At 66.8% G+C, this 12,255-nt stretch carries 8 protein-coding genes; 4 read left to right on the forward strand and 4 right to left on the reverse strand.

Annotation, left to right across the window (positions count from 1 at the left end; all coding sequences use genetic code 11):
* A partial coding sequence (locus ACQUS7_RS08765; protein WP_435146414.1) for a surface glycoprotein occupies positions 1-1,151 on the reverse strand: 1,151 nt, incomplete at its 3' end.
* Positions 1,152-1,459: 308 nt separating this feature from the next.
* Between ACQUS7_RS08765 and ACQUS7_RS08770 the strand changes: the two genes are divergently transcribed.
* From ACQUS7_RS08770 to ACQUS7_RS08780, 3 genes are read left to right on the forward strand one after another with little or no spacing between them, the layout of a single operon-like run.
* Positions 1,460-3,934, forward strand: coding sequence for a LamG-like jellyroll fold domain-containing protein (locus ACQUS7_RS08770; protein WP_435146416.1), 2,475 nt, complete (start codon positions 1,460-1,462; stop codon positions 3,932-3,934).
* Positions 3,931-5,598: a hypothetical protein gene (locus ACQUS7_RS08775; RefSeq protein WP_435146419.1), complete on the forward strand. Its 1,668-nt coding sequence runs from the start codon at positions 3,931-3,933 to the stop codon at positions 5,596-5,598. Before ACQUS7_RS08770 ends, ACQUS7_RS08775 begins: the two co-directional genes overlap by 4 nt.
* A 1-nt stretch (position 5,599) precedes the next feature.
* Positions 5,600-7,084 (forward strand): flippase, encoded by a 1,485-nt coding sequence (locus tag ACQUS7_RS08780; protein ID WP_435146421.1) that lies wholly within the window; start codon positions 5,600-5,602, stop codon positions 7,082-7,084.
* 38 nt (positions 7,085-7,122) lie between these two features.
* Here ACQUS7_RS08780 and ACQUS7_RS08785 read toward each other — a convergent pair whose 3' ends face one another.
* The 3 genes from ACQUS7_RS08785 to ACQUS7_RS08795 form a co-directional block, all read right to left on the reverse strand.
* The gene (locus tag ACQUS7_RS08785) at positions 7,123-8,412 is read right to left on the reverse strand and encodes a sulfatase (RefSeq protein ID WP_435146423.1); all 1,290 of its coding nucleotides are present in this window, start codon (positions 8,410-8,412) and stop codon (positions 7,123-7,125) included.
* Positions 8,413-8,599: 187 nt separating this feature from the next.
* Positions 8,600-9,745, reverse strand: coding sequence for a glycosyltransferase family 4 protein (locus tag ACQUS7_RS08790; RefSeq protein WP_435146425.1), 1,146 nt, complete (start codon positions 9,743-9,745; stop codon positions 8,600-8,602).
* Positions 9,746-9,766: 21 nt separating this feature from the next.
* Positions 9,767-11,014: a glycosyltransferase family 2 protein gene (locus ACQUS7_RS08795; RefSeq protein ID WP_435146427.1), complete on the reverse strand. Its 1,248-nt coding sequence runs from the start codon at positions 11,012-11,014 to the stop codon at positions 9,767-9,769.
* 202 nt (positions 11,015-11,216) lie between these two features.
* Between ACQUS7_RS08795 and ACQUS7_RS08800 the strand changes: the two genes are divergently transcribed.
* The gene (locus ACQUS7_RS08800) at positions 11,217-12,230 is read left to right on the forward strand and encodes a DUF1616 domain-containing protein (RefSeq protein WP_435146429.1); all 1,014 of its coding nucleotides are present in this window, start codon (positions 11,217-11,219) and stop codon (positions 12,228-12,230) included.
* Positions 12,231-12,255 lie beyond the last annotated feature (25 nt).

Consider the following 12,255-nt stretch of genomic DNA (forward strand, 5'->3'; position numbering starts at 1 on the left):
TCAGCCTGGACGACACCAGTCACGTTCTGCGCGGTCGTGAACGAACTCTCGTCGGACTCGACCGTCAGGCCGAGGTCGGAGAGAGCGAGGTAGGCCTTCTTGTTGCCGACCGCGATCGTGTAGTTGCCAGTCTGGAAGTCGTCCGTGTCGAGCACGTACACGTGGCTACCAGCGCCGGTGCCACGGTTCCGGTCGACGCCCGGACCATTGATGCTGATCTGTGTGTTGGCAGATCCAGCTTCAATAGCGACGTTAGCGCCAACGTACCCCTCAACCGTCGTGTACGGGGTGGACGTACCGAGCTGGTCGGATTCGACCGTAGTCGGCGCGAACGTCGCGCTAATGGTGGAGCTACTGGGTGCGATGCCCGAGGCGTCCTGCCACGTGCCAGTCAGGCTGACGTTCTTGATGCCCGTGTAGACGGAGCCGGACGTGTTGACGACCAGCCGACCAGTCGAAGCTGCCGGAGGCTGGGCGGGGTCGTTCGGGTCCTTGTAGATATTGCTGGAACTGATGGAGACGACCGAGCCATCTTCCAGGCCAACATTCACGCCACCGTAGCTGCTGATCTGCTCGTTGAACGCGAGCTCGATGATGGCGCTGTTCGTGCTGTTACGGTAGTGCGTCGCCTTCCGGAACGTCGGCGCACCGGGGGACGCACTGGTTTCGGCCGTCACGGTGTCGGAGGTGTCAGCACCAGCGACCGAGAACGGCGTGTTGATGTCGGCGTTGCCGTCCTCTGTGCTGCTACTGCCGTAGGTGCTGTCCTCTTCGATGGCGACGATTGTGTACGTCGTACCGTCAGAGAGGCCAGTCGGGAGCGTGATTTCTCCCTTGACAGCGTTGTCGCTGTCGTCCGTGTCCTCTGCGCCGTTGTCCTGAATGGCGCTGAGGATTTCGTCGGACTGGATGCTGCCGTCGTTGTCCGCGTCGATCGCGAACACGACGTCTTTTCCACTAGTTGAAGTCGTTACACTGACTGAGACCGTCTCCCCAGGCGCGACCGTGCTGGGTGTGACGGAGAGGCTGCTGGCGGTACTCGAGTTACCAGCAGCTGCTGCGCCTGAGAACGCGACGGTCCCAGCGAAGACGCTGAACACCATCAGCGCTGTCAGGAACAGCGCGCGGATTTTGTCGTTATAGTCTGTCATAGTTTGGATCGGATCTGCACTGCATCGGCGACATCACCATTCGCCCACGCCTGCCCCAGACCGCCCGCGGAGCGGACTCGGCGAGGGATACTAGCTGCTGTCACCATGGGTAGGGGTACGGGCTGATGAAACACCGCTCGTTATAAATGTCTTGTGGTGGGTCGCGTGGCGCGTCAACCCTTCACACACCGGAATTCCGGGGATAGGCGGCGAACGGGTCGGGTGGCAGCTAAGTACTTTGTGGAGGCGAACTGCGAGCGCCACACCGTCGCGGAGGGTTTATCTTCCGACCTTCGCTTGACTCGGGCATGTCCGACGTTCGCGGGGAGGTCGACGGCTTCCTCGCAGAGAAATCGGGGGGCGAGCGCGCGCTCGAACAGCTCCTCGAAGCGGATGCGGAGGGTCCGTGGGAGTTCGCGGACGTCGACGTCGACTCCGGTCTGTTCGGCGAACTCGTCGACAGGGGAATCGTCGTGACCGCCGACGACGGCTACCGCCTCGCCGACCGCGACGCCGTGCAAGCCGGGCTCTCCGGCGAGACCGATGACGCCGGAGCCGGTATCGCTGACCGAATCTCGTCGGTGAGCGTCTCCCGGCCCGACGTCGACCGGACCGCCGTCGCCGGCCTCGCGGCCGCACTGCTGTTCTTGCTCGCCGTCCGCGTCCTGCTGCCGTGGAACGCCGTGTTCCGCGGCTCCGACGTCGTTCTCGTCGGAAACGACCCGTGGTTCTACCGGTACTGGACCGAGCGGCTCCTCGAAAGCGACCTGTCCGCGTTCGACGTCGGCGCGCTGACGTCGCTCCCCGACTCCCTCGCAGCGCACGACGTTCTCATCGTGGTGCTCTCCTGGTGGAGCGCCGCGGCGCTCGGCGGAACGGACAGGGCCGCGGGTCTCGTCCTGGCGTGGTATCCGCCCATCGCCGCGCTGTTCTCCGCGCTGTTGGTGTACCGCATCGCCGTCGACGTCTTCGACGACGTCCGCGTCGGCCTGTCGGCGGTGTTTCTGCTGGCCGTCGTCCCGGTTCACGGCTACCGGACGATGCTCGGGTTCGGCGACCACCACGCGCTCGACTACGTGTTCATCGCCGTCGTCGCGCTCTCGCTCGTGGCGCTCGCGACGAACCGTGACGGGTCCGTCTCCAAACTCGGCGTCCTGGGGCTCGGTGTCGGGGTTACGGCGCTGGTGCTGAACTGGCGCGGCGGACCGCTGTTCGTCTTCCCGGTCGCCATCTACACCGAACTGCTGGTGCTTTCGTCGGTCCGTGCCGACACGCGACCGCTCCGAGAGAACGTCGGCCTCCTCGCCGGCCTCGCGGTGGCGACGCTCCTGACGTTCCTCGCGTTCTTCGGTCTCGGCTGGGTCGAGGCGTTCCGGGCGTTCGCCCCCGCGCTCCTGTTGGCGGGCGCCGTGCTCGTCGTCTCCTGTGGGGAAGTGTTCGTCCGGTTCGGACGCTCCGTGTCCGAGGCCGCCGCGGCGAGCGTCGCCGGCGCTCTGGCCGGCGGAGCCCTCGCGTGGCTGTTCGTGCCGGACGTCGCGCGTGCGGTCGAACAGTTCGTCATCTACATGAATCAGACGAGTTCCAGACAGATTGCGGAGACCATGTCGCTGTTCAGCGGCGACCTCGGGACGATTTTCGCGCCGGTGCTGTTCTTCGGGCTGGCGTTCTTCCTCGCGGTTCCGGGGGTGGCGTGGGCGGCCCGCCGGGTGTTCCGCGAGCACCACTCGGCGTTGCTCGCCGTCACGACGCTCACCCTGTACTTCTTCGTCCTCAGCGTCGTCCAGATTCGGTTCTTGGGCCCGCTGTCGCTGTTCGTTTCCGTCTTCGCCGGGCTCGGGTTCGTCGCGCTCGCCGCGCGCGTGGGAATCACGTCACGACCGTCGATGTTCGGAAGCGAGAGCGGTTCGAGGCCGACGGGCGACTCGCCGCAGAGCCGCTCGCTCCGACTGCCGACGGGAGAGGAAGCGAAGTACGTCGTGGTGCTGTTCGTGTTGGTGGCCAGTCTCGGGTTCGTGCAGACGCCGGTCAAGATGAGCCAGCAGACCGTCGACGAGTCCACCTATCGAACCGCGACGGCCATCGATGACTACGCGTCCGAGCGACGCATCGAGTACCCGGAGAACTACGTCCTGAGCCAGTGGTCGGACGTCCGCATCTACAACTACTTCGTGAACGGCCACTCGCGGGACTACTCGTACGCGCGGGACACGTACGAGAAGTTCCTGCTCTCGACGAATCCTGGCGCGTGGTCGTCGACGTTCCGAACCCACCCGGTCGGCTTCGTCGTTACGACCGACGTGGACGGGTCGCCGCCGGACGAGTCGATGTACACGCGGCTACACGGACACCACGGGAGTCGCTTCGACGGCGTCGGCGGCCTGTCGCACTTCCGCCTGATCCACGCGAGCCCCGGTGGAGCGGTGAAGGCGTTCGCCTTCGTCCCCGGCGCGAGAATCGTCGGTGACGCGCCGGCGAACTCGACGGTGACCGCGTCAGCCGAAATCGAAGTCGGGGCGACCTCGTTCACGTACGAGCGCAGGGTTCAGTCGTCCGCGAACAGCCGGTTTTCGGTCGTGGTTCCGTACCCGGGGGAGTACGTCGTGGCCGGAGAGCGGGTGCAGGTCTCCGAACGGGCTGTCCTGGGCGGGGCGAACGTGTCAGTCGGCGGGGCGGGGACAGAGAACGCCGACGTCACCGTCGCGAACGAACGGCGCTCGAACGACGCGGCCGTCGACGCGAAGCGACGGGCTAAACTGGGTCCTGCCGCGACCGGAGTGACATGAGTCGTCGGTTCGACTACCGCGCGCGGACGGTCATCAGCGCGGCCGCGCTCTGTCTCGCCGTGACCGCGACGCGGTTCGGCCTCGCCGGCGCACCGGTCCCGCGGCCGCTGTACGTCTTCGCAGGGTTCGGCGCGGCGGCGACGCTGCTGCTCGCCGCTGTTCTGACTGGGGACCTCACTCGCGGCGACCGGTGGGCGGTGATACTCGTGGCGCTCACCGCTGGCGCTTTCGTCCGTCTGTCCGGATTCATCTCGGTCGTGACGAGCGGGATAGACCACTACCTGTGGATGCGGCGCGTCGAGGCGATCGTCGCGACCGGGAGCATCCCGGGCGGCGACATGTACTCGACCGCCGCGGCGTACTTCGTGTTTCAGGCGCTCGGCCGCGAACTGCTTGCTCTCCAGCCGTTCGGGTCGCGGTTTCTCGTCATCTTCGTCGCGTCCATCACGCCGCTCGTGGTGTTCTGCGTGTCCACGGCGCTGTACGACGACGTGAGAGTGGCGCTCGCGTCGGTGGTCGTCGCGTCGGCACACTTCCTCCTGTTTCGGACGTCGGCGCTGCTCGAACCGGAGTCGCTCGCGATCTTCGTGTTCTGCTCGGTCGTCTTCCTCCTCGGAAAGTACATCCAGGGAGGCGACAGACGGTTTCTCGTCCTGCTGGGGGTCCTCGGCTGTGCCACCGTGTTCATCCACTTCATGTACGCGCTGGTGATAGCCGGGACGGCGGTCGGCGTCGTCACCGTCGTCACGGCGTATCACGAGGTGGAGCGGCCCGACGGATTCCCGAATCTCGCCGCGGCGCTGAAAGCGACCGTGGCGACGTTCGTCGCGGCGGTCGCCGTGATTCTGACGTCGAGAGGCCGCCGACTCGCGGTCGCGATTTTCGGCTCCGGGTTCGACAACAGCACGGACTCCGGCGTCTCCTCCGGATACACCGACAGGAACGCAGGCGGTGGGTCCGGGTCGACCGGCGGTGGGTCGGCAGAGGGCAGCGGGAACCTCCCGAAGTTCCTTCCGGAGAACGACGTGGTCGGGCGAAGCATCGGCGCCGGAAGTTGGGGCGGGCCGGTCGGGATGCTGCTGACGTTCTCCCCGATGGCGGTGCTCGGCGTGTTCGGGGGCCTCGGCGCGGTTCTCTCGGCGCTCCGGCGGCGAAAGGGAGACGTCGTCCTCCTCGCGCTCGCGGTGACGGTCGTCGGCCCGACGGTACTGCTCGTCTCCCTGGACCTCATGTTCAACATCGGGTACCGGCTGTACTACTTTGTCGGCGTCGTCCTCGCCCTGTTCGCGGCGGTTCTGCTGGCCGAGGTCGGGCGGCGAGAGTTCGACCGGAACCGGAGCGTGACGGTCGTGGTGCTGACGCTGTTCCTCTGTTTCAGCGTCGTCGGTCCGATGTCGCCGCTCGGCAACAACGTCGACCCGCGGTTCGGCGGGACTGACTGGCGGTTCACCGAGGCCGAGGTCGAACAGCTCCAGTCGTTCGACAGGGCGCTCACCGGCGACGAGTACGTCACGCACGCCGTCCCGCAGGTCGCTCCGGGGTTGGCGGTGAAAAGCACGGGCCGCGACCTGATACTCACGAGAAGCGGCTGCTGGAACGCGTCGAAAATCGCCGCCGGGGGGTCGCTCTCCGTCTGCCTGCGCGAGAACTCGACTGCCTCCTGAGATGACGGGAGAGGGGTCGGCTCAGGAGACGCTCGCGACGAGCGGACTGCTGATTCTGGGCGGGAACGTGTTCGCGCTCGCACTCGCGTTCGGAACGCGCATCGCCGGGGCGAGACTCCTCGGACCGGATCGGTACGGCGTCTTCGTGTTCGCGCTCAGTGTCGTGAACATCCTCATCCTGTTCGCCGAGTTCGGGCTTCGGGAGGGAATCACGCGGACGCTCCCGAGGATAGACGACGTCGCCGAAGCGTTCTCCAGCGGCTTCCTGTTCGCGCAGCTGGCGGCGGTCGTCGTCACCGCCGCGGCCCTGTCGCTCACCGGCTGGTTCGTCCCGAAGCTCCTGTCTCCCGATGCGACAGAGACGGTGGCGCTGGTCCTGACGACCGTCCCGCTGTACGTCGCGTACTGGCTGACGATAAGCGGAACGAGGGGAATCAACGAACCGCGGGCGGAGGTGATGCTCAAGGCGGTGATGCGAATCTCGACGCTCACGGGGTTGGTCGTCGGGGCGGCCGTGATGCGCTCCGTCTACTGGGCGGCGATGGGGTGGGTCGCCGGAATGACGGTCACGGCAGTCGCATCGGCGTACGTCGCCGTCAGCACCGGCCTGCTCTCCGTCCGAGCGGTGGCGTCGAGGGGCGCCGCCGGACGGCTGAAGTCGCTGGTCGCGTTTTCGCTCCCGCTGCTTCTGGTCACCTCGCTGTGGCGGCTGATGGAGGAACTCGACACCGCGTTCATCGGGGCGTTTCAGGGAAGCGAGGAGGTCGGACTGTACGACCCGAACTTCATCGTCGCTCGGCTACTTCTGGTCGTCATCTGGTCGTTCGAGGCGCCGTTCCTGTCGATATTCTCCTCGCTGCACGACGACGGTGACCGCGAGGGGATGCGGGACACGTTCCTGCTGTCCACGAAGTGGATCACGTACCTGACGCTCCCCGTGTTCCTGACGCTGATGGTGTTCAACGGCGAGATAATCGTCGGCGTGTTCGGCGAGAAGTACGCAGCCAGCGCCCACGTGCTGCCGATAATCTCGCTCGGGTTCTTCTCGCACGTGGTGCTCGGGATGAACCGCGAAGCGCTCATCGGCACCGGCGACACCCGCGCGGTGCTCGTGGGAACGGCGCTCGCCGGAGGCGGCAACGTCGTGTTGAATCTGCTGCTGGTTCCGACGATGGGGATGGTCGGGGCGGCCATCGCGACAGCGACGGCGTACGGGTCGTTCAACGTCCTCGCCTCCGTCGTGCTGTACAGGGAGTACGGGGTCCGACCCGTCTCCCGCAGGACGCTCCTGACGGTCGTCGTCGCCGCAGCCGCGTTCACGGCAGGTGCGAGCGCGTTCAGGTCCGCGGTTCAGCCGTCGCTTCCGCTGGTGGTCGCGTTCGTCGCGCTGGCGACGCCGCTTCACCTCGGCGTTACCGCGGTCCTCGACCCGCCTTCGGAACGCGAACGGCGGTTCATCGCGGAGCGCGTCGAGCGGTTCCGGTAGACGTCCTCGCCTGGCCGAGCGGCGCCGCGACGACGGCGTTACTCCTTGTATCCGATTGCTTCGAGTCGGCGCTCGACTTCGCTGTCGATTTCGTCGCCCAGTTCGGGACTGTGAGTGGTTCCGGCCTGCATCCTGTCGGCCACGAACGACTCGAGTCGGTCACGGAGGTCGGCGGGCGCGTCGGCGGGCGAGACGCCGAGGAGTTCGTCGTCCGAGACGGACCACTCGACGAACACCGGGTCGCTCCCCTGCCGACGCGCCGAGAACCGCCGGACGTCCGAGTCGTCGTCCTCGCCGCGCGCCTCACAGAACACGACGCGGTCCGCGTACTCGGAGGGGTCGGACGCGACGGCCTGAAGCGGGACGCCGGGGTAGCCGTCGACGTCTTCGCCGAGGAACTCCAGCGCAGTCGGAACCACGTCCATGAGCGAAACCGGGACGTCGACGTCGGCGGCCGAGAACCCCGGGCCGCTGACGACGAGCGGGACGTGAGTGAGTTCGTCGTACAGCTCCGCGGGGTGAGAGTACTGGCCGTGCTCGCCGAACTCTTCGCCGTGGTCCGCCGAGAGCAGCAGCAGCGACTCGTCCATGCGGCCGCGTCGCCGGAGGGAGTCGACGAGGTCGTCGACGTGGTGGTCGAAGTAGTGAATTTCGCCGTCGTACAGGTCGAGGAACATCTCGCGCGTCTCGTCGGTGACCTCCTCGGGGTGTTTGGCGGCGCGCCGGTACAGCCGCTGCCCCTCGCGGCCGCCGACGGACCCGGCGAAGAACTCGCTGCGGTGCGGCTCCGGCGGTTCGAACGGGCCGTGCGTGTCCATGTAGTGGACCCACAGGAAGAAGTCCTCGTCGTCGTCGAGAGAGTCCACCCACGAGAGCGCCCGCTCGTTCAGTTCGTCGGCGCGGACGTAGTTGTGGTTCCGCAGGATGTCCCACAGCCGCTGTGCCAGCGCAATCGTCCAGTGGCTCCCGATTCGGAGGTCGTCGAAGAACTCGTCGAACCCGTCGTCGTAGCCGTACGCCTCCGAGATGAACGGGTTCGAGTGGAACGCCGCGGTCGCGTGGTCGTCGAGCTTCTCCGCGAGGCCCTCCGCGTCGAACGCGTAGCGCTCGTCGATGGCTTCGTCGGGGTACCGCCCCGAGAGGATGGAGCCGACGGACTCACGGGTGTGTGAACTGGGGCTGTACGCTCGCATGAACTGGGTGTTCGCGTCAGCGAGCGCGTCGATGTTCGGCGTCGTCTCCCGTTCGTATCCGTGAGAGGAGACGTGGTCCGCGCGGAGCGAGTCCGCAGTGAGGAGGACGATGTTGCTCACGAGTGTCCCACCCATTCGTCCCGACGCTGATTTTCCTTTCGGAGTGTCACGCCGACGCAGAGCCGCAACACCGCCGGTTTCGGGGCATTCGGCTCCGGCGCGTCACCCGGTCCGATGGTACACGTAGACCGTTTCGTCGGCCTCGATTGTCCTGACCAGGGCGTACTCGTCACCGTCGAGTCTGGTTCGTGAGCCCGCCCGCTCAGTCGCCGATGGACTCGTAGATGCCGTCCATCCGTGAGGCGATGGCGTCCCAGCTCTGTGACTCCGCGAACGACCGAGCGTTCGCGCCGAGTTCCGCCCGGCGGTCGTCGTCCGCCAGGAGCGACTGGACGAGCGAAGCGATTTCCTCGTGGCTTCGAGCGTCGGCCAGCAGCCCGGTGACGCCGTCTTCGACCACCTCGTTTCGCCCGAGTTCTCCGCTGGCGACGCTGACCGCGGGGACGCCGCAGGCGTTCGCCTCCAGGACACTGATGGACCAGCCGCCTTCGGGCGCCGCCGGGTAGACGAACAGCGCGGCGGATTTCATCCGCGCGATGACCTCCTCGTCGCTCTCGACGCGCCCCGCGAAGTCGACGGAGTCCGCGACGCCGCGCCGCTCGGCGAGCGACTCCAGGGCGTCGCGCTCCGGGCCGTCGCCGACGACCGTGGCGGTCACGTCGACGTTGCGTGCGCGGAGCCGTTCGACGGCACGGACGAGCGTGTCGACGCCTTTCGCCTCGATGAGTCTGCCGACGAAGATGAGGTCGGTCTGCTCGTCGTGTGGCTCGACACCGTCTATCCAGGTCAGGTCGACGCCGCCGAGCACGCCGGTTTCGACGCGGTCCGGGTTCACGCCCGCGTCCACCAGCGTCTGTTTGTTGCCGTCGGTCCCGGTGAGGTGGTAGTCCGGGAGCCGCATGACGGCCTTCTCGACGTACTTTCCGGCGACGCCTTTGCGTCCGAGGTAGTCGTACCAGTAGTCCCCCCAGATCTCCAGCCACGTGACGACGAGCGACGTCTCCGTGCCGACGCTCGCCAGCTTCGCGGTGAAACACGGGAAGTAGGGGAACTGTTGGCAGTCGACGACGTCGAAATCGGCTCCGAGGAGATGCGGGGCGAGCCGAGCGGCGAACTCCAGCGCCTCCCGGATGGAGCGGCGGCCGTCCGTGTAGAGGTCGTCCCACGGCATGACGCCGTGGAGCGTGACCCCGTCCCGTTCGACGACGCGCGGCCCGTCCCAGCAGTGCAGGCCGTACCAGTGGACGTCGTGTTCGTCGGCGAGCCTGGTCGCGATTTCCCAGACGCGCCGCTCGGCACCGCCGGTGACGTGCGGGTAGACGGCGTCGTAGACGAACGCGATTTTCATGTGAGTGAAAGGTCCTCCCGGTCAGTCGCGGTTCTGAGAGAGCAGATGCCCGAAGAACGACACCGAGAGCGTCTGCATCCCGAGGACGATGAACGTGAACGCCACCACGACCTCGGGCGTCGGCGGCAGCCGTGTGTAGCCACTTTCGACCCAGCGCGCGACGAGGAAGGCGGCTAGCGTGCCCCCGAAGAGGAACGCTGACGCGCCGACGAGCGCGCCTCGTTCCAGCGTGAACCGTTTGAGGACGAACTCGGTGATGAGATCCGCCGGTCTGCGGATGGGCGCGGCCGCCTCCGCCGAGAGGAACCCGAAACTCCCGATTTGGTGGCCGACCAGGACCAGGAGACTCCCGGCGATGAGCGTGTTGACGCCGAGCGGCTGACCGAGAACCACCGCGTTCAGGTAGCCGAAGAGCATGAGCACGCTGCCGGCCGCACCGGACACGATTCCGGGAATCGAAAACAGGAATCCCGGCGCGTTCACCAGCATGAACTTCACGTGCCGCCAGCCGTCACGGAAGCTCTCCAGTTTGGCTTCTCCCTCCCGTTCGTGATACGTAATCGGGGTTTCGACGATGTTCAGCCCCTTCGCGCCGGCGTCCATTATCATCTCGCTGGCGAACTCCATGCCGTCGGTTTTGAGGTCCAGCGTTTCGAGCGCCTCGCGGGACAGCAGCCGGAATCCGCTGTGGGCGTCGCTCACCCCCGCGTCGTAGAAGGCGTTGAGGAACCTCGTCAGCAGCGGGTTTCCGACGTACTGGTGAAGCGGCGGCATCGCACCGGGCCGGATGTTCCCCTCAAGCCTGCTTCCCATCGCGATGTCCGCCTCGCCGGAGGCGACGAGTCTGAACAGTTTCGGAATCTCCTCGAAGTCGTAGGTCGTGTCGGCGTCGCCCATCACGATGTAGTCGCCGCGCGCCCGGTCGAACGCGTAGCGGTACGCGTAGCCGTACCCGGGACGGTCCGGTTCGAGGACGATGGCGCCCATCGAGGCACCGATTTCCGGGGTCCGGTCGCTCGACGCGTCGCTGAGAAGGATTTCTGCGGTGACCTCCAGCTCCGCGATGGCGTTCTTGGCCCGCGTGATACACTCGGCGACCCCCTCTTCCTCGTTCATCGTCGGCATGACGACAGACAGCGTCGGCTGTTCGTCAGCAGTCGACGACACGAGAAGGTCGTCGGCCGGATGCCCCGTCTCCCCTGTCGACCGGTCGGTGTCCCTGGTCGAGTCGTCGACGCCGGAGTCAGGGGCCGGGGTTGTACTGGCCATACCTCTTATCTGTGTTCGCTTCCTGCCAGCGTTAAATTTCTTGGTTTACCGTCTCCGACTGCCAACGATACGCACACCGGTCGATAGCCACGAACGCGAAGCACCGTGAGGTTCCGCGAAGTCGCTCGCTGACCGTCCGCCGAGCCGCCTCGGCCGGTTCCGTTCCGACCCACTTTTCACCGACACCGTATTGAAGCGAATCATGCGCGCCCGCGGCTCGAACACGCCCCGGCAGTTCCCGGTCGACCTCGCGCTGGTCGCCGTGAGCACGCTGCTCACCGCCGTCGTCGTCGCAGTGCAGCCGCTCGGTCAGACGCCGATTCGGCTCGTCCTGGGCGCTGCGTTCCTCACGTTCGTCCCCGGGTACGCGTTCGTCGCCGCGCTGTTCCCCGAATCGGCCGCTGCGCCGCGGCAGTTGTCCGAGCAGTCCCGTTCGGACCCCGAAGCGGCCGGAGCGAGCGCAGAGGGTATCAGCGGCCTGGAACGGGTCGTCCTCTCGTTCGTGGTGAGCGTCGTCGCGGTGCCGCTGGTCGGGATTGCGCTCAGGTTCACGGCGTGGGGCGTCAGACTCCTGCCGTTCGTGCTCGCACTCGGCTCCGGAACGCTGGTCGCGGCGCTGCTCGCGGCACGTCGACGGCGCGCGCTCCCGCCCGAACAGCGGTTCGCCGTTCCGTGGCGTGAGTGGATATCGGCCGGCCGTGCCGGACTCCGCCGGTCGGAGGCGGACGTCGAAACAGCCCTCACCGTCCTCCTCGCGTGCAGCCTCGTGCTGGCAGCGAGCAGCGTCGCGTTCGCGGCGATGGCGCCCCAGTCGAACGGGAACACGAACCTCTACCTCCTCACCGAGAACGCGAGTGGCGCCGCGACGCCGTCCGGATACCCGTCGACGATGACGGTCGGCGAACCGCACTCGTTCGTCGTCGGCGTCGGCAACCACGAACGCGAGCGCACCGCGTACACCGTGGTAGTCGAACTCAACAGGGTCGCGGTGCGAGACGGAGAGCCGGTGGTGACCGAGCAGGAACGGCTTCGCGAACTGAAGCTGACCGTTCCGGCCAACGAGACGCGGTACAGCCCTCATCGGGTGACGCCGACGATGAGCGGTTCCAGGCTCCGGCTCACGTACCTGCTGTACCGCGGCGAACCGCCGGCGAACTCGACGGTCGCGAACGCCTACCGGGAGACCCATTACTGGGTCAACGTCACCGGTTCGTAGACGCCGACACGGCTCCGACCGGCGG

The sequence above is a fragment of the Halobaculum sp. P14 genome (assembly GCF_051195155.1).
In the GTDB taxonomy this organism is placed as follows: Archaea; Halobacteriota; Halobacteria; order Halobacteriales; family Haloferacaceae; genus JBNTKA01.

Coding starts and splice junctions, on each gene's coding strand:
- ACQUS7_RS08770 (WP_435146416.1), top strand. CDS start 1,460: ATGTCCGACGTTCGCGGGGAGGTCGACGGCTTCCTCGCAGAGAAATCG.
- ACQUS7_RS08775 (WP_435146419.1), top strand. CDS start 3,931: ATGAGTCGTCGGTTCGACTACCGCGCGCGGACGGTCATCAGCGCGGCC.
- ACQUS7_RS08780 (WP_435146421.1), top strand. CDS start 5,600: ATGACGGGAGAGGGGTCGGCTCAGGAGACGCTCGCGACGAGCGGACTG.
- ACQUS7_RS08785 (WP_435146423.1), bottom strand. CDS start 8,412: ATGGGTGGGACACTCGTGAGCAACATCGTCCTCCTCACTGCGGACTCG.
- ACQUS7_RS08790 (WP_435146425.1), bottom strand. CDS start 9,745: ATGAAAATCGCGTTCGTCTACGACGCCGTCTACCCGCACGTCACCGGC.
- ACQUS7_RS08795 (WP_435146427.1), bottom strand. CDS start 11,014: ATGGCCAGTACAACCCCGGCCCCTGACTCCGGCGTCGACGACTCGACC.
- ACQUS7_RS08800 (WP_435146429.1), top strand. CDS start 11,217: ATGCGCGCCCGCGGCTCGAACACGCCCCGGCAGTTCCCGGTCGACCTC.